Source organism: Methylocystis sp. (genome assembly GCF_051062815.1).
In the GTDB taxonomy this organism is placed as follows: Bacteria; Pseudomonadota; Alphaproteobacteria; order Rhizobiales; family Beijerinckiaceae; genus Methylocystis.
In genome coordinates this window covers 18,849-36,962 of record NZ_JBPFDU010000095.1, presented here as the reverse complement: position 1 = coordinate 36,962, position 18,114 = coordinate 18,849, and the positions used below count along the sequence as shown (strand labels likewise).

Here is an 18,114-nt window from a genome sequence, read left to right as displayed (position 1 = left end):
GCAGGTTCTCATCGAAAAAGTCTGTCAACTTTTTCGGAACCTGCTCAGGCGGAGAGCGAAGGCTCGACGATGAAGGGAAACGCGCCCTCGACGATCGCGCCATCCGTCGCCAGCACACGGTAGTCGACCTCATAAAGTCCGGGCTGCAGAACCGGCGTGTCGAGGATCAACTCTTTGGAGGCTTGTTTCTGGGTCGCTTTGGCGATCACCAGGCCGTTTCTGCTCTTGAGCGTGATCGTTGAGATGACGGCGTCCGCCTTCCCTTCAAACACCAGCCTAATCTGACGCACAGGCTTAACGACCCGCTGCCTCGATGCCGGGAACGACTCGACGAGGAACTGATGATGAGCCAGCCCGGCCGTCGCGGAGCACAAGCCCAGCCCCGCGGCAAGGACCGCCGCCCAAGCGCATCTAATGAGCTTCATTCGTCTATCTCCCGACCGGCTAAACGCCCGCCTCGATGTCTGGAGAAATAACTTTCCGACGCGCGATTTGTTCGAGCGCAAGCGCACGCAAAAGGCGCGGCGCGGCGACAGGAATTTTGCGTAGAATTCGCCAAAGGCTGCGCCGCCTTGCCCTTTGGGCTGCGACCTCCTAAAACGCATGAGCGTCGACGGCCCGCCGGGCGGCGCCCTTTGCGTCATGCGCCAAATGCGCGACGCGCCGTCAGCGGAACCCAATCTTGGCCGACAAGAACGCCCTCTCCTGGCCGAATTTCGCGGTGTCGATTCTCGGCGGCGTCGCAGCGGCCGTGATCTTCGCCGTCGTCGCGCGCGGCGGCTTTGGCGGGCTCCTCTTAGCGCATCTTGCGCCCCTGCCGATCATGATCGTCGCCTTCTCCTTTGGCCTGATCCACGGGGCGACGGCGGCGATACTCGCAACGATCATCCTGACCTTCTGGCCGCATCCGGTGATCGGCATGGGATATGCTCTGCTGATCGCGGCGCCGGCCTGGTCCGCCGTCTATGCGGCGCTTGGCGCGCCCCGCGGCGGCCGGGACAGGCTGACGCGTAATCTGCCGGGCTGGGCGGCGCTCGCGCCTGCGACCTTTCTGGCGACGGCGATCATTCTCTGGCTGATCGTCGCCACCCTCGCGTTCGGATCTCTCGATGAAGCGCTGAATCCGATCCGGGCGCGCGCCTTCATCCTGCTCGACATTATGGTGAAAGAGCGCGACCTTGGCGATAAGATCGATCCGACGACGCTTTCCGGGTCCGTCGCGCGCGCCGTCCCCGCCTTTCTCGCCGGCTATGGTCTGCTGATCCACGTCATCAATTTGTGGCTCGCCGCAAGGATTGCGCAAGCGTCCAAGCTGCTCAGCCGCCCTTGGCCGGACATCGCCAATGAATTCCGCCTGCCTAAGCCGGTGGGCGGCCTCTTTCTGAGCGGAATCGCGCTGATCTTCTTCCAGGGCCTCGCCGGCGCGATTGGATTGGTGCTGACGACGACCATGGGGTTGCTGCTTGCGTTTCAAGGGCTCGCCGTGGCGCATATCTACCTGCGCGGTTCGCGCTCCAGCGCCCTGGTGCTGGCGATCATCTATTTCACCCTCGGATTTTTGGGGTGGCCTCTCCTGTTTTTCGCCGCACTCGGCGTCGCCGACCTGATCTTCAACTATCGCGTCCGAAAGACGGACGCCGGGCCCACCGCGATGCAAAAACCGGATTGACTTTCGCCCGGTTTTTCTCGACATAGCCCGCAATCTCGGAGAAGTAGCAAAGATGGACGTCATTCTGCTGGAACGCGTGGCCAAGCTCGGCCAGATGGGCGAGACCGTGCGCGTGCGCGACGGCTACGCCCGCAATTTCCTGCTGGCGCGCGGCAAGGCGCTGCGCGCGACGGAAAACAACAAGAAGCATTTCGAGACCCAGCGGGCGCAGATCGAGGCGCGCAATCTCGAGGCTAAGAAAGAAGCCGAAGCCGTCGCCGAAAAGCTCAACGGACAAAGCTTCAACATCATTCGTCAGGCGGGCGAGAGCGGCCAGCTCTATGGCTCGGTTTCGGCGCGAGATATCGCCGAGGCGGCGACCGCGGGCGGCTTCTCGGTCAATCGCGATCAGATCGTCCTGGTGCACCCCATCAAGACTCTCGGCCTTCATCAGACGCCCGTGCATCTGCATCCGGAAGTCGATGTGAAGATCACGATCAACGTGGCCCGTTCGGAAGAAGAGGCCGAGCGGCAGGCGCGCGGCGAAAGCGCTACGATCAGGGAAGAGACGTCGATGGACGATCTCGGCCTGGAGGTCGGCGCGGCTCTGGCGGAAGCCGGCGACGTCGAGATGTAAGCTCCCGTAAGCGCGCACGCGTCCATCGCCGGCGGCCCTTCGGCCGCCGGTTTCGTTTTCCCGGGCCCATCTCTGATTCTCTTTTAAATGCAAGAAGAGTCGGACACGCGCTGAACGAATCTTTTTCACCATGTGGAAAAGACTCGCTTCTCGCCGCGGCGGACAAAAGGCTATGGCGGCGCCGACGCGTTAATGTATTGTTAACGGCGTCTCAGGCTCGCGCGTCGCGTTCGCAGCCCGGAACAGTCTCAAACAAGTCCGATCATCGATGCCACCAATCGAACAATTGGCGGGCCGGCGCGCGTTTCAGGTCGCGCAGCCGGACGCGCCTGCCTATCGCGCGCCTCCGCATAATATCGAGGCCGAGCAAGCCCTGCTCGGCGCAATTCTCGTCAACAATGACGCGTTCGACAGAGTCTCGGACTTCCTGAAGCCCGAGCATTTTTCCGAGGACTTGCACCGGCGCATCTTTGAAATTGCGGCGCAACTCATTCGCGCCGGCAAGCTCGCGACCGTCGTGACGCTGAAGACGTTTCTCGCCGAGATCGAACTGCCGGCCGGCGTGACGATCCAGGCCTATCTGGCCCGCCTCGCCGCCGAGGCGACGACGATCATCAACGCCGAAGACTATGGCCGCACCGTTCACGATCTCGCGGTTCGCCGGGATCTCATCGTCATCGGGCAGGATATCGTCAACACCGCCTATGATTCGCCGATCGATTCGCCGCCGCGCGCGCAGATCGAAGAAGCCGAACGGCAGCTCTATTCGATCGCCGAGACAGGTCGCTACGACGGCGGCTTTCAGCGATTTGCCGAAGCGCTCACCACGGCGCTCGATATGGCGAGCAGCGCCTATATGCGCGACGGGCATCTGTCCGGCGTCGCCACAGGCCTGCTCGATCTCGACGAAAAGATGGGCGGTTTGCAAAAATCCGACCTCATCATCGTCGCCGGGCGACCGGGCATGGGCAAGACCGCTCTCGCCACGAACATCGCCTTCAATGTCGCGCGCGCCTATCAATTCGAAGCTGAGCCCGACGGAACGCATAAGACGATCAACGGCGGCATCGTCGGCTTCTTCTCTTTGGAAATGTCGGCCGAACAATTGGCGACGCGCGTCATCGCCGAGCAGTCTGGCGTGCCGAGCTATAAGATTCGCCGCGGCGACATCAATGAGGACGATTTTCGCCGCATCGCCGACGCCGCGCGGGAAATGCAAAGCATTCCCTTCTACATCGATCAGAGCGGCGGCATCTCCATCGCGCAGCTCACCGCGCGGGCGCGGCGCCTCAAACGGCAGAGAGGCCTGGACCTGCTCGTCGTGGACTATCTGCAACTGCTCGCCGGATCGCGTTCCCGCAATGAAAATCGCGTGCAGGAACTCACGGAAATCACGACCGGCCTCAAGGCTCTTTCCAAAGAGCTCAATGTGCCGATCATCGCGCTGTCGCAGCTCTCGCGCCAAGTGGAGAACCGCGACGACAAGCGGCCGCAGCTTTCCGATCTGCGCGAGTCAGGCTCGATCGAGCAGGACGCCGACGTCGTCATCTTCGTGTACCGCGAAGAATATTATCTGCGCAATCGCGAGCCGCGCGAAGGCACCGAAGAACACATCCAATGGATGGCCGAGATGGAACGCGCCCATGGCCGCGCCGAAGCGATCATCGGCAAGCAGCGTCACGGTCCGACGGGAACGGTGCAACTCGCCTTCGAGGCGGAAGTGACGCGCTTTTCGAATCTCGCGGACGAAGACAAGCTGCCGGCGCGCATGTAAGGCCTCGCCGCCATGCGGCGAGGCCTACCGCGCGACAGGTTCTCATCGAAAAAGTCAGTCAACTTTTTCGGAACCTGCTTTAGCATCAAAACAGATCGAGGAGTTTACTTGCTGCCGAGGGTCCAAAGCCCCTTGTTCTTATCGAACCGGAAGCCCGTCGCATTCTTCAGATCGTCCTTGGTGGCGTTCATGGTCAGCCACCATTTGTTGTTGCGCTCAGTGGCCTTGATGTCGCTGAAGGCGACCGCAACGTCCTTTTGGCCAATGCCAAGGAACCCACCCACCGAAATGATGGCGGCGCTGATCTTGCCGCTGCGATCCACCACCAGATCCTTGACTTCGCCGATCTTGTTCTCCTGCTGATCGTAAATGTTCTGCTCGTGGATGTTCGAGACGAGCAGCGCGTTCTGAGGAAGCGCGGTCAGAAATTGCGGCGCGCCAGTCGTTCCCGTGGTCGAACGTTCCATGGCGCCGGACGGGCGGTCCGTCGTGCGATTCATCATCTGTTCGGCCAAAGCCGCGCCTGACAGCGTCGCGATCAGCGCGCCGGCGAGGACATAGGACCTGAGCATGGCTGTCTCCGTACATGTTGTTAGCGCCACAACGAACGGCCGTTCGTGTGCGCCTAGAACAGGCATCGGAGACCGATGTTCCAAGCTTCGCGGCAGTTATCCAACGGACGACCGGCCGCCGCGCGCGTCTGAAACAGATCAGCCGATCAAATCGGGTCCCACAGACCGGTGGCCTTGTCGAACTTATACGCGAGGGCCTTCTTCAGCAGCTCCTTCGTCGTATTGAGCGTGAGCCAGGTCTTGTTGTTCTTCTGAGTAATGGTGATCGCGGATACAGGAATCGCAATATGCTTCACGCCGATGCCGAGAAAGCCGCCGACGTTCAGCATCACGGCGTTTATGGAGCCGTCGGCGGAAAACAGCATGTCCGCAATCGAGCCGAGCTTCTTTTCATTGGGATCATAGACCGGCTGCTTGTACCAGGCGGAGACCACCGAACCATAGACCGGCAACCTTTCGAGCGGCACGACCACATCGGTTTCGGTTTGAGCCCCCTGCGCGCCAGCCGGCAGCGGCGCGAAAGCGGCAAGAGCGAGCGAGGCTGCGACGATGACGCGTTTCAGCATGAGAAAAATCCTTTTTGGAACGAGCGGCAGCCGGACTGCGCGCCGCCGCGCGAAACTTTCACGGCGCGGCGCCCTTGCTACTTCGCCTTCCAGGCGTGTTCGGCCGCATCATATTTGTAGCCGGTCGCCTTCTTCACGATGTCCTTCGTCGTATTGATGGTCAGCCAAGTCTTGTTGTTCTTTTCTGTGACCGTGATGTCGTTGGCCGGAATGGCGACATGCTTCGCGCCGATGCCGAGAAAGCCGCCGACGTCGAGCATGACGGCGTTGATCTCGCCGCCTGAAAACAGCATGTCGGTAATCACGCCGACCTTCTTATCGTTCAAATCGTAGACCGGCTTTTTGTACCAAGCGGAAACCAGCGAGCCATAACGCGGCAACGATTCCAGAGGCACGACGACCTTGCTGTCCGGCGCCGCGGTTTCCGCGCGGACAGGATGGGCGACGGCGATGGCCATGCAGAATGAGAGCGCAACAAGCAAAGTTCTATTCATTCGACCAATCTCCCCAACATCCCTGATACGACCGCGATCATAGCTGATTCATCGCGGCAGCACGCCCCAATAATCAAGATCAAGCAGCACCGCCGGATCGGGCTTGCCGTCAGCGCCGTGGAGCGGAAAATCGGCGCAGGGCTTGTCCTTCGTCGCGACGAGCCGCAGGCGCAAAGCGCCGATATCCTGGCGCCCGGGAATCTCCGCCTTCTCCAGAACCTCCGACCAGGCGAAGACCGTGCCCCCGGCGAACAGCGGGTTGACGTGGCGTCCGCCGTTCACGGCCGAGATATGGAAGACGTTCTCCAGGCCGTTGAAGGACAGCGCCCGGGCGAGGGAAATCACGTGGCCGCCGTAGATGATGCGCTTGCCGAACCGGCCCTGCGCCTCATAGTATTGATTGAAATGAACTTTCGAGTTGTTCTGGTAGAGCCGAGTCGCGAGTTGGTGCTCCGCCTCCTCGACCGTCATGCCGTCGATATGGTCGATTTTCTCGCCCTGTTCGTAATCCCCCCAAATATAGCGGGAGCCGGCGAGCGCCTTGTCATAGGCGGCGACATTGATCGGCGGCGCGGCCTTGCCAAGTTCGGAAGGGGCGACGGACTTCGGCAGATCGGGCACGATCTCCGGTCCCACAGGGGCGTCCCTGTCGCGCTTTTTCACCATCACCCAGCGCGCATAGCTCAGCACGGTCTCGCCGCGTTGATTGGCGCCCGTCGTGCGCACATAGACGACGCCGGTTTCCTTGTTGGAATTCTCCTTAAGGCCGATGACCTCCGAGGTCGCCGACAGCGTGTCGCCCGGATAGACGGGGATCAGAAACTTGAAATCGGCGTAGCCGAGATTGGCGATGGCGTTGAGCGAGACGTCGGGCACGGTCTTGCCGAGCACGAGATGAAAGACGAGCAGATCGTCGATCGGCGCGCGCTCATAGCCGATCGCCTGCGCGAAGGCGGTCGAGGACTGCACGGCGAAGCGCGGCAAATACAGCGCCGTATACAGAGCGACCTCGCCGACCGTGACCGTACGCGGCGCCGCGTGGCGAATGACCTGGCCGATTTTGAAGTCCTCGAAGAAATTGCCGACGTTGATCTTCGACTTGCTCATGTCCTAACCGTTTGTTGGCGCCAGCTTCGCCAGCGCGTCGAGAAAAAGCGCGGGCGCGCCCGCAACGAAAACTGTTTTGACGCGGCTGGTCGCGCCGGCGCGAATCGAAACCGCGCTTTTAGGGGTGCTTAGCGTCGCGGCGATCAGCGCGATCAGCGCCGCATTCGCCCGGCCGTTCTCCGGCGCGGCGCGCACCCGCGCCTTCAGGACGCTGCGGCCGTCGGCGAGAGTCTGCACGCCTTCGACGGCGTCGCGTCCGCCCTTTGGCGTCAGGCGCACGTAAAGCGCGACGCCCCCCGATTCGATCGCCCAGGCGGAGGATGCTTTCTCCGCGCCTCCGTCACCCAAGCGCGTAGGCGCTGGCGCTGTTGGCGATGAGATCGCGCAGGAATTGCATGAGCAGCAGCAGAATGAGCGGAGAGATGTCGAGGCCGCCAACGCTGGGCAGCACCGAGCGGATTGGGCCAAGCAGCGGCTCGGTCATGGCGTTCAGCCATTTCCAGATCGAATAGGCGACGTTCGAGCGCATATTGATGACGTCGAAGGCGGTGAGCCAGGACACGATCACCGTGGCGAGCAGAATCCACCAATAAATATCGATGATCGTGAGAAGAAGTTTGACCATTGCGTAGGACATGACCGGCTTCCAGCGGATGAGGTTCCGCCCTGTCTAGCCTCCCTGCCGCGCCGCGGCAATCCTTGGCCGTCCCCCTCATTCAACAAGAAACCGCGAGGGCGAGCGCTTGGCGGCGCGCCGGCGCGCCAACCCGATTGACAGGATATCGCCCCCCGTGTACCCCACGCGCCGGAGCGGGGCTGTAGCTCAGATGGGAGAGCGCTGCAATCGCACTGCAGAGGTCCGGGGTTCGATTCCCCGCAGCTCCACCAGCCGCTCAAAAGCCATGCGAAGGGCTCGCTCTTGCCGCGCAAGGCCATCGTCATCCGCGAGACGCACGGCGCTCGGCCGCCTCATTGTCTCGAGCGGGTCCCGCGCCATATCCGGTGAGAGAATTTCCCGGAGCGCGCCGATGTATCGCAAAATTCTCCTGCCGATCGATATCACCGAACCTGAGATGACCGACCGGGCGATCTCCGTCGCACAGGAATTGGCGAAGGCCTTCGACAGCGATATGCGCGTCGTCAACGTGCAATCGCTCCTGCCCATCTCGTTTCTCGACTACGTGCCTGAAAATTTCACCGTTCAGGTTCGTTGCGGCTTGGAGAAGGAAATAGCGGCGGTCGCCGCCAAGATCGACCGCGCGCCGGAACGCGTGTCCACGACGCTGCTGTTTGGTCCGGTCTATCAGAAAGTCTTGGCCGAGGCCGAGGAATGGGGCGCCGATCTCATCGTGCTGTGCTCGCATCGGCCGGGCATGGACCGTTTTCTCATCGGCTCCAACGCATCGACCATCGTCAATCACGCGCAATGTTCGGTGCTGGTGGTGCGCGGCGCGGCGCCATAAATCCGCTATAGCTTCCGCGGCGCTGGTTCGGATTCGCCATTCGCGACCGCGGCGACGCCTCGCGCGATGTGAACCTAAAATGGCGCCTCGGTGACGCGGCCTTCACGAAACTCTCATCACGCTCTCACATGATTTTGCTACCGACGCGTCGATGCGGCGATCAGTAATGTCTCGCGAGGATGCCATGTCGAAAGAGGCGATGCAGAACGCCGGCGGTTCGGCGACGGAAAAACCTGAGAGCTACACCGGCAAGATCGTCGGCGGCGCAATCGCCGCGGCAATCGGCGGCACGATCGGCGCGCTGCTGATGGGCGGTTACGCCATCCTGCCGGCGGCGGTCGTCATCGGCCTGCTTGGCGTCGCGCTGGGCGCGGTGTTCGACTGAACAGAATTTCGCGCCGGGCGTCGCGCGCACGCGCGTCCGGCACGGAAGCGTGCGTTTCGAGTTCGCGCGTGAAAAACTTGGCGGCTGAGTCTCCCTTAACCGGGAGGCTAAGCCGCTTCTTTTTCGCGCGCCGGCTTTTGCCTCTGCCCCGAACGTTCTTGATAACTCTAATGGAATTTGATCGGCGGCCGGCTCGGCCTTTCGCTTTGCTAAAGCCAGGCATAGGAATATGAGTGATTTCGAGGACTGCGGCCTTGGGCGGAACCGTTTCGCTCCGGTTTCGTTAGTCCTCGGAACCGGGCCTTGGTGTCGGCCCAGTTTTTATCTGGGGAGGATAGAGATGAAGAAAATTATCGGATTCGCTGCAGCGGCTGCCGTTCTGTTCGGCGCTTCCGCTTTCGCCAGCCCGCTGACCAGCGCCGCGAACGTCCGGTCCGGCCCCAGCCCGAAGTGGCCCGTCATTGGCCAGCTGCCCGCCGGCGTGGACGTCACAGTGCTCGATTGTGGTGGCGGCTGGAAACGCGACTGGTGCCAGATTCAGGCGGGGAACGTGAAAGGCTTCGTGGCTGCGGGCGTGCTCGGCACGCAAGGCCGCAATGTCGTCGTCGCGCCGGTGACCACCAACAACGACGTCGCCATCTACAAAGGCCCGGGGGTCAACTACAAGATCCTCGGCAGCATCCCGGAGAACACAACGGTCAACATCGGCTCCTGCGTTTATGGCTGGGGCGAGACGACCTGGTGCAAGGTGAACTACGGCGGAAAAAAGGGCTACGCTCTGCAATCCGAACTGCAGCGTCAGAACTCTCTTTTCCCGATGTAATCGGCGCGGCGCGGCGCTGGAAGGTCCCACCGCCGCGCCGCTCTTTCGAGCGCGCCTCCGACGCCGTATGATGCCGTGCGGCCCCTCGGCTGCGATGAGGGCGCCGTCATTCGAGCCGGAACACACAAAGCCGTTTCGGCGCGCGTCTCGCCGCTGACGCGGCGCGTGGTCGCGCCAAATCCCGGCCCGTTCACCTACACGGGAACATGCAGCTATATCGTCGGAAATGGCGATGTGGCGATCATCGACCCAGGACCTGACGACCCGCGTCATGTCGAGGCGCTGCTTGCAAGCATCGGCGGCGAAAGACTGCGTTACGTGCTGGTGACCCATACGCATCGCGATCACTCGCCGGCGGCGCGCGCCTTGAGGGAGGCGACGGGCGCAATCATCGCCGGCTGCGCTCCCTACATGCCCAGCGAGTCGCAACGCCTCGGCGCCCCCAACCTCGACGCAGCCCACGATCCGACCTACGCGCCGGATATCGTGCTGAGAGACGGCGATGCGCTCGAAATCGGCGACGCTTCGCTTGTGGCCCTGGCGACGCCGGGTCATACGGCGAACCATCTCTGCTTCGGGCTCGCGAAGGAGCAGGCGCTCTTCACCGGCGACCATGTGATGGCCTGGGCGACCACCGTGATCGCGCCGCCGGACGGCTCCATGGGCGCCTATATGGCGTCGGTCGAACAGCTGCGCGGGCGCGGTGACCGCATCTACTGGCCGGGGCACGGCGAACCGGTGCACGATCCCCAGCGTTTTCTGCGCGCCTTGCTTCATCACCGGCGCGCGCGCGAGGCCGCCATTCTTCAGCGTCTCGAATTGGGGGACGAAACGATCGCTGAGATCGTCGCGCATATTTACGAGGGCGTCGACAAACGTCTCCACCTCGCGGCGGCGATGACCGCCCTCGCCCATCTCGAAGATCTGATCTCGCGCGGCCTCGTCGACTGCGCGGGGCATCCGGTCTTGCAGGCGCGTTTCTCGCCGCGCCGAGGTTAGGGCGCGCCCGCCGCCGGCAAAAAGATCACGACGTCGTTGTTGTGCGCCCGCCCCAGTCGCTTGCGCGCCTCCTCCTCGAGGATGTCGGCGTCCACGGTTTCACCCTTGATGAGCGCCAGGCGGCTTTCCCAGTGCATGCGTTGAAGCTTGAGCAGGTTGCGCTCCAGACGCAACTGCTCGAGCTGCTGCTCGTATTCTTCGCCGATCTTCAGCCCGCGCTGGCCGTTAACGCCGTGCCAGATGAAATAGGCGGCCATGACGCCAGCCACTGTGTAGAGGCTGAGCGGGAACACGAGCGTATGAATCAGGACTCGGAGCCGATGCATGACCGCGAGGATAGCTTCGACCCGTTTAAAGCGTCGTTAAGGCTGACTCGATTTGCGCGCCGAGGCCGCCAGGCGGTTTGCAGGCCGCGCCAGCCGCTCGATTTCGGCGCGCACCAGCTGCTCCACGAGCGCAGGCAGATTCGCCTCGAGCCATTGCTGCAGCATCGGCTGCAGCATCTCTCTTGCGCATCGGTCGAGAATGTCGCTCTCGCTGAACGCTACGCCAGCGGCGAGCGCTTGAAATTTCGACGCGACCGTCGCAGCGGAGTCGTCTGAAAGCAACGCCCTATCCCTGACCGGCGCAACATCGCAGATCTCTATGCCCGGCTCCTGGCGCTCAACCACGCGTTCAATCTCCGATGATTCTTCGGCTTCCGTCAGTTCGGGTCCCGTCTCCTGAGGAGCGTCGCCGGCGACATACACGAGCCGAACGTCCCTTGCTTCCTCGATCTCGTCGAGGTCGTCGTCAATGAGCGACAACGGCGGTTCGTCCTCGCGTCGCTCGAGCACCGGCGCCGGATAGGCGCTACGCGCCGCGTCAATATCGCGCGCACGCCGGCGATCATCGCGACGCGCGCCCGGCAGGCTGTCGTCATCGGCGATGATGCGACGGATGGAAGCGAGAATTTCCTCCATAGACGGCTCGTTCGCGCGCGCTTCGTCCTGCAACGAATGCGACGGGGCGGATGCGTTCGCTGCGCTCATGGAGTTCTGCCGCTTTGCGCGGAAAGGCCGCGCATGAGGGTGGACCGGATCTCTGACCGCGCTACACCCGCGAATCAACTTGGCCCGAACGAATTCCACACTTTTCGCGCTATGATGTCACCCGCATTCGTGAAATTCTTATCGGCCGTCGGGCGTGTCGAGACCGAACCACAGGTCTTGCACCTGATTGAGATGAACGCTCGGATCATAAAGCGCGACCGCGAGGTTGAGTTCTTGCGCCGACAAGCGTCCGATCGACCCCAGCGCCGCATAAGAGGCGACGACGCGATCGCGCTGCGACGTCACGAGGTTGACCCTGGCGTTCAGCAGCGACTGCTGCGCGTTCAACACATCGAGCGTCGTACGTTGCCCGACTTTGGCCTCTTCGCGCACCCCGGCGAGCGCGGTCTCCGCCGCCTTCACCGCCGCCTGTCCCGAGATGATTGACGCCTTCGCGGTGTCCAGGAGTCCGTAGCTCGAAACGACGCTTGCGCGGACGCTCTCGCGCTGAACATCGGCATTAAGCCGCGCCTGGCCGAGTTGCTCCTTGGCTTGACGAATTGAGGCATATTCGGCGCCGCCCTGATAGAGCGGGACATTCAACTGCGCTATCGCTGATGCAGTGAACTGTTTCGATCCCGGCAATCCGAGAAAAGAGTCATATTGATTTGACACCTGGCCGTTGACGGAGAGATTCGGCGCCAGCGCGCTTTCCGCGACCTTCACCGCGAGCGCCGCCGCGTCCACCTGGTGAAAGGCCGCGGTCACGCCGGGATGCTCCACCAATGCGATGGCGATCGCCTGCTCCAGCGACTTGGGCAATAATGGCTCAAGGCTGCGCCCCGGCTCAAGGCGTTTTGGTTCAGCGCCGATGATCTGGCGGTAGTTCGCCATGCTGTTCTTGAGCTGCGCCTGCGCGGCATAGAACTCCGAACGCGCCAGCGCGACCGAGGCTTCCGCCTGGGAGACGTCGGTTCGAGTCACTTCGCCAACTTGGAAACGATCGCGGCTCTGCTTGAGCTGTTCCTCAAGCACCGAAATATTGTTTTTGCGCAGCGACACCACCGCCGTGTCGCGCAGCACGTTCATGTAGGCGGTTGCGCCGTTCTGAAGGGTCGCCTGTTCGGTCAGGCGCATCGTCGAGCGCGCCGCAAAGACCCCCGATTCCGCCTGACGCACGGAATTTTCCGTGCGGAAACCGTCGAAAATCGTCTGCGACATGTTCAGAGTCGCGCCGCGTGGGTAGCCCACGTAGGTGTCCTGAAAATCGCCGCTCGCGCCGGCCGCGGCGCCGGACTGTTGGCTGCTGCTGCCGCCAAAGGGAATCTTGATCGCGGCGTATTGCGCGCCGTACTGAGCCGTAATGCTGGCCTTCGGCCGGAGCCCCGCCTTGGCTTTCGGCGCGTCCTCGTCCCGCACCCGCACATTGGCGCGACTCTGGTTGAGATCCGGATTGCCGTAATAGGCCCGCGCCAGAGCTGACAGAAGGCTCTCCGCAGAGGCCCGGCCCGGCGAAAGAGCCACCGCTGCAAGCGCCAGTGCGGCGGACGCGCAGGACAGGACGTTGGCCGACCGCCGCCACCCGAGGCCAAACCCGTCAATTCTCATTGTCCTCAACCTATCCTCGCGCGTCGACATGCGCGCCACTCTACGGCGGCGATCAGTCTCAACGATGACACCCGAACGCAACGCTAGGAACGCGATTGAGGCGAAATGGCGGCGCTAGAGGTTGAAGGCTGGCGTCTGTTCGAATCCATCGAGCACCGGCGCCGTCGCCGAGAACAACGGCAGTTCGCCCGCTGCGCGGCCGTCCTGGCGCTCGAAGCGCACGACCTGCTGGCCGGCGCGCGGCTCCGGCGTGACGATCGCCAGCAGCCGACCATCGGGCGTCAGCTGTTCGAACAACGCCTCGAGTCCTGCCTGAACGCGGCCTTGAATTATGATGACATCGTAAGGGGCGCCGCCTGCAAAGCCCTTTTCCAAAGGCCCCAGCTCGAATCGCACGTTTTCGCAGCCCAATGCCGCGAGGCCAGCCTTGGCGCAGGCGGCAAGACCGGAATCGCATTCCAGCGCGACAACCTCGTCGGCGAGGCCAGAGAGCAGTGCGGACGAATACCCCACGCCCCCAATATCGAGCACTCTATCCTTCGCTCTGACGTCGGCGCTTTGAAGCATCCGGGCCAGCACGAGCGGCGGCAGCAGGTTGCGTTTGCGTCCGCTGGCGCCCTTCACCGAGATCGCCAGATCCGAATAGGCGAGCGAGGCGAGCGAATCCGGCAGGAAAATCTCGCGCGGCGTCTCGAGGAAGCGCTCAAGCAACGGCACATCGGTCACATCGAACGGACGAAGCTGGCGCTCGACCATGGTGTGGCGCAAAGTCGCTGTCGCCTCGCCCGTCTTCGTCACTTGCGCCACCCTGTCCAACATTCGCTTTCCGGCCTTAGCCGGCCCCTTGGAGGAGATGCTGCGGCGCGGAACCGCGCCGGCGTTTATAGGCGCCGACTCACGCCATGTCCATGGCTTGGCGCGCAGCTTTCCCGCCGACGAGCTGCCGGACGCCGTCGCCGCTTTCGCCCAATCCGCGCATCTGCTCAAGCGACGTCTTGTCGAGCACTTCGGCGATCGCCTCTCGCGCCCGCAGCATGACCAGGCGAACCGCGCATCGCGTCTCGTCCGCGCAGTCGTCGCAACGACGGTAGACGGTTTTACTTGCGCATTGGATGGGCGCCAGCGGTCCGTCGAGCGCGCGCACAATATTGCCGACGCCTATCTCCGAAGGCGGCCGCGCCAACATATAGCCGCCGCCCTTGCCTTTTTTCGAATGGACGAAGCCAGCGTTGCGCAGTTCGCCCAAAATGGCGTCGAGAAATTTCTTCGGAATTTGGTTCGAGGCGGCGATATCCGCGACCAATGCGGTTTCTCCGGGCCGCACCCCCGCCAAGTGAACCATGGCCTTGAGGCCATACTTAGCTTTTTTTGTCAGCATTCCCGTTATGACCTTTAGGGCCCAGGTCCGAACCGGACGCCCTTTTGCGCCGGCATACTACTGCAGTCGACCGGCATGTTCACCTTTTCCCAAAATCTGGCGCCCGGCAGAATTGACAAAGTTGACTAGATTTATAGAGTAAAATTAGCACCGCCGACGAAAGAAAGAAATGCCCGCCTTGTTGGACGCGCTCAGCGCGATCAATCTTCTCTACTCCGCTTCTGGCTTCTTCGTAGGCGCGCTTGTCGGATTCACGGGCGTCGGCGGCGGCTCGCTAATGACGCCGATCCTGATGCTGGTTTTCGGCGTGCCCCCGACGACCGCCGTTGGCACCGACCTGCTTTACGCCGCCGTAACCAAGACGAATGGCACGCTCGTTCACGCCCTGCACGGCACCGTCGACTGGCGCATCACCCGCCGGCTGGCCTATGGCAGCGTGCCCGCGAGCGTCGCGAGTCTTCTCGTCCTCTCTTGGCTCGGCAAGTCCGGCGGCCATGCGGCCAATGGGCTCATCACCTCGGCGCTTGGATTCGCGCTGTTGCTGACCGCCTTCTCGATTCTTTTCCGGCGGTGGATCCTCGATCACATCGCGAAACACACGAACGACATGAGCGATCGGCGCTTGCTGTGGCTGACGGCGATTCTCGGCGTTCTTCTTGGCGTGCTGGTCTCGATCTCTTCAGTCGGCGCCGGGGCGATCGGCATGACCGTGCTGCTGGCGCTGTATTCGCACACGCCAACGGCGCGTCTTATCGGCTCCGATATCGCCCACGCCGTGCCGCTGACGCTGATTGCCGGCTTCGGGCACTGGCTGATGGGCGGCGTCGACTGGTTGCTGCTTCTTTCGCTCCTCATCGGGTCTCTTCCAGGCATCGCCATTGGCGCCCATTTCGCTACTCGGGTTCCCGACCGCTATTTGCGGCCGGCTCTTGCGAGCGTCATGGCTCTGGTCGGAATCAAACTCTCAATCTAGATCTCATTCTTCTTTCCCTGGGGGCGAAACATGTCGCAGGCAGCACCGAGCTTCACGCCGCCGGCCAAACCTGGCCGAGGCCGAATCTATGATTCCATCACACAGACGATCGGCGATACGCCGCTCGTCCGGCTCGATCGGTTCGCGCGGGAGCGCGGCGTAAAGGCGAATCTCCTCGCCAAACTTGAATTCTTCAACCCGATCGCGAGCGTCAAGGACCGAATCGGCGTGAGCATGATCGAGACGCTCGAAAAGAGCGGCACGATAACGCCCGGGAAATCAGTTCTGATCGAGCCGACCTCCGGCAATACCGGCATCGCGCTCGCCTTCGTCGCCGCCGCGCGCGGCTATCGACTTATTCTTGTCATGCCTGAATCCATGTCGATCGAGCGGCGCAAGATGCTGGCGCTGCTCGGCGCCGAGCTGGTGCTCACCCCGGCGTCGCAGGGCATGAAGGGCGCGCTCGCCAAGGCCACGGAACTTGCCGCCGAGAATCCCGGCGCCGTCATTCCCCAGCAGTTCGAGAATCCAGCCAACCCCGAGATTCACCGCGCAACGACGGCCGAGGAAATCTGGAACGACACGAATGGCGAGGTCGACTATTTCGTCTCGGGCGTCGGCACTGGCGGCACGATCACCGGCGTCGGCCAGGCGCTCAAGGCGCGCCGACCCGGCGTGCGCGTCGTGGCCGTGGAGCCTGAAGATTCGGCCGTGCTTTCGGGACGACCGCCCGGTCCGCACAAGATTCAGGGCATCGGCGCGGGCTTCGTGCCGCCCATTCTCGATCGCAGCGTGATCGACGAGATCATCACCATCGGCAATCAAACGGCGTTCGAGACGGCGCGGTTGCTCGCTCGGCTGGAGGGAATTCCCGGCGGCATCTCATCGGGCGCCGCCGTCGCCGCCGCCTTGGAGATCGCCAGCCGGCCCGAGGCCGAGGGAAAGAATATCGTTTTGATCATCCCGTCCTTCGCCGAACGCTATCTTTCGACGGCGCTGTTCGAAGGGCTGTGACGGAAACGCGCCGAAAATCGGCGCGCGTTCCTCAAGCCTGGAGCGTTTCCCGATCACGTGGAATCATGTGATCGATAAGGAATCGCTCAAAAGCAAAATCTTGGAGCAGGTTCTCATCGAAAAAGTCTGTCAGCTTTTTCGGAGCCTGCTCTATGGCGGTCAGCTGCGCTTGCGCTTTTGCGGCTGCTTGGCCGCCGGGTTCGCCGCCTGCGGCTGCTGAGCCGCCTGACGCGGCGTCGCCTGCGCGATCTTGCGGCGATGCACCGTCGCGCGCGCATAAGCGCCTGCGACATAGCCGACGGCGACAATGACGATGTAGACGATCACCAGGAAGCCGCCGCGCTGATTGGCGGACGCCGCCCGTTCGAGAAGACTGACGACTTCGGTCTGGTCAATGAATTTGTCGGCGATGATTCCACAGATAATGCCGACGATTGGCACGAGCCAGGACGGCAGCCGAAAATACCCGAGCGCTGCGGCGAGAAGAAACGCCACGAGGCCGAAGACGTGTAAAAACTCGATCAAGATTGACTGCATGATGAGCCCAACAAAGCGGATGAGCTTGATCATTTCTACTCCCCTACGATCATTGATTTTGGAGAAGCTTACACATTTGGCAGGTGCTGCGCGAGCGCTTCGAGCACCGCCATGCGCACCGCAACGCCCATCTCGACCTGTTCGCGAATAAGCGAGCGCGCGCTGTCGGCGACGGCGGTGTCGATTTCCACGCCGCGATTCATCGGCCCGGGATGCATCACCAACGCATCGGGCGCCGCATAGGCCAGCTTCTCTTCGTCGAGCCCGAAGAAGTGAAAATATTCGCGGGCGCTTGGCGTCAGCGCGCCGGCCATGCGCTCGCGCTGAAGGCGCAGCATCATGACGATGTCAGCGGCCTCAAGTCCGCGTCTCATGTCGTGAAACACCTCGACGCCCAGCCGCGAAAGACTGTCCGGCGCAAGCGTCGAAGGCCCGACGACGCGCACCCGGGCGCCAAGCGCGCCAAGCAGCAGAATGTTTGAGCGGGCGACGCGCGAATGGAGAATGTCGCCGCAAATCGCGATCGTCAGCCCCTCGATGCGGCCCTTGTTCCGCCTGATCGTCAGCGCGTCGAGCAGCGCCTGAGTGGGATGTTCATGCGCGCCGTCACCGGCGTTGACGACGGAACAGTCGACCTTTCGCGCCAGAAGATGCGCCGCGCCTGCATGCGCATGGCGAACGACGATGATATCCGGCCGCATCGCGTTGAGCGTCACCGCCGTGTCGATCAGCGTCTCGCCTTTCGACTCCGAGGAGCGGGCGACCGACATGTTCATCACGTCCGCGCCCAGACGTTTGCCGGCGATCTCGAAGGACGCCTGGGTGCGCGTTGACGATTCGTAAAACAGATTGATTTGCGTCCGCCCGCGCAAACTCGAACGCTTCTTGTCGACCCGCCGCGACACTTCGATCGCCTCCTCGGCCATGTCGAGGAGGGTGACGATGTCGGGACGAGACAGCCCTTCGATGCCGAGAAGGTGCCGGTGCGGGAAAGAAGCTGGCGTCGCCCCTGATTGCATGCGCCGTCTATAGCAGCTTTGACCCGCGCCGAAAGCGTCATCCGCGGAAGCGCAGCGCCGTCCCTGGCCCGTCCTTCCCTTGACAT

23 protein-coding genes and 1 tRNA gene are annotated in these 18,114 nt (G+C 62.6%); 10 read left to right on the top strand and 14 right to left on the bottom strand.

The window, feature by feature from the left end; genetic code table 11:
• Positions 1-44: 44 nt before the first annotated feature.
• Positions 45-425: a copper resistance CopC family protein gene (locus ACR65W_RS19825; protein WP_434499278.1), complete on the bottom strand. Its 381-nt coding sequence runs from the start codon at positions 423-425 to the stop codon at positions 45-47.
• Between the two features lie 257 nt (positions 426-682).
• On the opposite strand from ACR65W_RS19825, the gene ACR65W_RS19820 reads away from it, so the two are divergent.
• From ACR65W_RS19820 to ACR65W_RS19810, 3 genes are all read left to right on the top strand, one after another.
• Positions 683-1,669, top strand: coding sequence for a DUF2232 domain-containing protein (locus tag ACR65W_RS19820; protein WP_434499277.1), 987 nt, complete (start codon positions 683-685; stop codon positions 1,667-1,669).
• 52 nt (positions 1,670-1,721) lie between these two features.
• Positions 1,722-2,285 (top strand): 50S ribosomal protein L9, encoded by a 564-nt coding sequence (gene rplI, locus ACR65W_RS19815; protein WP_029651279.1) that lies wholly within the window; start codon positions 1,722-1,724, stop codon positions 2,283-2,285.
• Between the two features lie 268 nt (positions 2,286-2,553).
• A complete protein-coding gene (locus ACR65W_RS19810) occupies positions 2,554-4,059 on the top strand; it encodes a replicative DNA helicase (RefSeq protein WP_434499276.1) in 1,506 nt (501 codons plus the stop codon).
• 104 nt (positions 4,060-4,163) lie between these two features.
• On the opposite strand, the gene ACR65W_RS19805 is transcribed toward ACR65W_RS19810, so the two are convergent.
• The 6 genes from ACR65W_RS19805 to ACR65W_RS19780 all read right to left on the bottom strand — a co-directional run bounded on the left by ACR65W_RS19805 (position 4,164) and on the right by ACR65W_RS19780 (position 7,435).
• Positions 4,164-4,631, bottom strand: coding sequence for a PRC-barrel domain-containing protein (locus tag ACR65W_RS19805; RefSeq protein ID WP_434499275.1), 468 nt, complete (start codon positions 4,629-4,631; stop codon positions 4,164-4,166).
• Positions 4,632-4,777: 146 nt separating this feature from the next.
• Positions 4,778-5,197 carry a PRC-barrel domain-containing protein gene (locus ACR65W_RS19800; protein ID WP_434494992.1) on the bottom strand — a complete coding sequence of 140 codons (420 nt, stop codon included), beginning with the start codon at positions 5,195-5,197 and terminating at the stop codon, positions 4,778-4,780.
• Between the two features lie 77 nt (positions 5,198-5,274).
• Entirely contained in the window at positions 5,275-5,691 is a 417-nt protein-coding gene (locus ACR65W_RS19795; protein WP_434499274.1) for a PRC-barrel domain-containing protein, read from the bottom strand.
• Positions 5,692-5,739: 48 nt separating this feature from the next.
• Complete coding sequence (locus tag ACR65W_RS19790) at positions 5,740-6,798, bottom strand: MaoC family dehydratase (protein ID WP_434499273.1); 1,059 nt, start codon at positions 6,796-6,798, stop codon at positions 5,740-5,742.
• A gap of 3 nt (positions 6,799-6,801) precedes the next feature.
• Positions 6,802-7,146 carry a DUF167 family protein gene (locus tag ACR65W_RS19785; protein ID WP_434499272.1) on the bottom strand — a complete coding sequence of 115 codons (345 nt, stop codon included), beginning with the start codon at positions 7,144-7,146 and terminating at the stop codon, positions 6,802-6,804.
• On the bottom strand, positions 7,139-7,435 hold the full coding sequence (locus ACR65W_RS19780) for a YggT family protein (RefSeq protein WP_434494988.1): 297 nt from the start codon (positions 7,433-7,435) through the stop codon (positions 7,139-7,141). Before ACR65W_RS19780 ends, ACR65W_RS19785 begins: the two co-directional genes overlap by 8 nt.
• 175 nt (positions 7,436-7,610) lie before the next feature.
• Here ACR65W_RS19780 and ACR65W_RS19775 point away from each other — a divergent pair.
• From ACR65W_RS19775 to ACR65W_RS19755, 5 genes are all read left to right on the top strand, one after another.
• Positions 7,611-7,686: transfer RNA gene (locus tag ACR65W_RS19775), tRNA-Ala, on the top strand.
• A gap of 140 nt (positions 7,687-7,826) precedes the next feature.
• Positions 7,827-8,261 (top strand): universal stress protein, encoded by a 435-nt coding sequence (locus ACR65W_RS19770; RefSeq protein WP_434499271.1) that lies wholly within the window; start codon positions 7,827-7,829, stop codon positions 8,259-8,261.
• 166 nt (positions 8,262-8,427) lie between these two features.
• Positions 8,428-8,646: a hypothetical protein gene (locus tag ACR65W_RS19765; RefSeq protein ID WP_232366152.1), complete on the top strand. Its 219-nt coding sequence runs from the start codon at positions 8,428-8,430 to the stop codon at positions 8,644-8,646.
• A 340-nt stretch (positions 8,647-8,986) separates the two neighbouring features.
• Positions 8,987-9,469 (top strand): SH3 domain-containing protein, encoded by a 483-nt coding sequence (locus ACR65W_RS19760; protein ID WP_434499270.1) that lies wholly within the window; start codon positions 8,987-8,989, stop codon positions 9,467-9,469.
• 75 nt (positions 9,470-9,544) lie between these two features.
• A complete protein-coding gene (locus tag ACR65W_RS19755) occupies positions 9,545-10,468 on the top strand; it encodes an MBL fold metallo-hydrolase (RefSeq protein ID WP_434499269.1) in 924 nt (307 codons plus the stop codon).
• Here the strand turns inward: ACR65W_RS19755 and ACR65W_RS19750 are convergent.
• The 5 genes from ACR65W_RS19750 to ACR65W_RS19730 all read right to left on the bottom strand — a co-directional run bounded on the left by ACR65W_RS19750 (position 10,465) and on the right by ACR65W_RS19730 (position 14,485).
• Complete coding sequence (locus tag ACR65W_RS19750) at positions 10,465-10,725, bottom strand: FtsB family cell division protein (RefSeq protein ID WP_434499268.1); 261 nt, start codon at positions 10,723-10,725, stop codon at positions 10,465-10,467. The genes ACR65W_RS19755 and ACR65W_RS19750 overlap by 4 nt on opposite strands.
• A 105-nt stretch (positions 10,726-10,830) precedes the next feature.
• Positions 10,831-11,430 (bottom strand): PopZ family protein, encoded by a 600-nt coding sequence (locus ACR65W_RS19745; RefSeq protein ID WP_434499267.1) that lies wholly within the window; start codon positions 11,428-11,430, stop codon positions 10,831-10,833.
• 207 nt (positions 11,431-11,637) lie between these two features.
• Positions 11,638-13,107, bottom strand: a complete 1,470-nt coding sequence (locus ACR65W_RS19740) for a TolC family outer membrane protein (protein ID WP_434499266.1) — start codon at positions 13,105-13,107, stop codon at positions 11,638-11,640.
• Between the two features lie 114 nt (positions 13,108-13,221).
• The gene (locus tag ACR65W_RS19735; RefSeq protein WP_434499265.1) at positions 13,222-13,926 is read right to left on the bottom strand and encodes a protein-L-isoaspartate O-methyltransferase family protein; all 705 of its coding nucleotides are present in this window, start codon (positions 13,924-13,926) and stop codon (positions 13,222-13,224) included.
• Between the two features lie 76 nt (positions 13,927-14,002).
• Complete coding sequence (locus ACR65W_RS19730) at positions 14,003-14,485, bottom strand: RrF2 family transcriptional regulator (RefSeq protein WP_434499264.1); 483 nt, start codon at positions 14,483-14,485, stop codon at positions 14,003-14,005.
• A gap of 169 nt (positions 14,486-14,654) precedes the next feature.
• Here ACR65W_RS19730 and ACR65W_RS19725 point away from each other — a divergent pair, with 169 nt between their 5' ends.
• Together ACR65W_RS19725 and cysK are read left to right on the top strand one after the other, a co-directional pair.
• Complete coding sequence (locus tag ACR65W_RS19725; protein WP_434499263.1) at positions 14,655-15,458, top strand: sulfite exporter TauE/SafE family protein; 804 nt, start codon at positions 14,655-14,657, stop codon at positions 15,456-15,458.
• 30 nt (positions 15,459-15,488) lie between these two features.
• Complete coding sequence (cysK, locus tag ACR65W_RS19720; RefSeq protein ID WP_434499262.1) at positions 15,489-16,472, top strand: cysteine synthase A; 984 nt, start codon at positions 15,489-15,491, stop codon at positions 16,470-16,472.
• Positions 16,473-16,631: 159 nt separating this feature from the next.
• Here cysK and ACR65W_RS19715 read toward each other — a convergent pair whose 3' ends face one another.
• Both ACR65W_RS19715 and ACR65W_RS19710 read right to left on the bottom strand, forming a co-directional pair.
• Positions 16,632-17,042, bottom strand: a complete 411-nt coding sequence (locus tag ACR65W_RS19715; protein ID WP_434499261.1) for a hypothetical protein — start codon at positions 17,040-17,042, stop codon at positions 16,632-16,634.
• Between the two features lie 35 nt (positions 17,043-17,077).
• Positions 17,078-18,028 (bottom strand): aspartate carbamoyltransferase catalytic subunit, encoded by a 951-nt coding sequence (locus tag ACR65W_RS19710; RefSeq protein ID WP_434499260.1) that lies wholly within the window; start codon positions 18,026-18,028, stop codon positions 17,078-17,080.
• Positions 18,029-18,114: the final 86 nt, after the last annotated feature.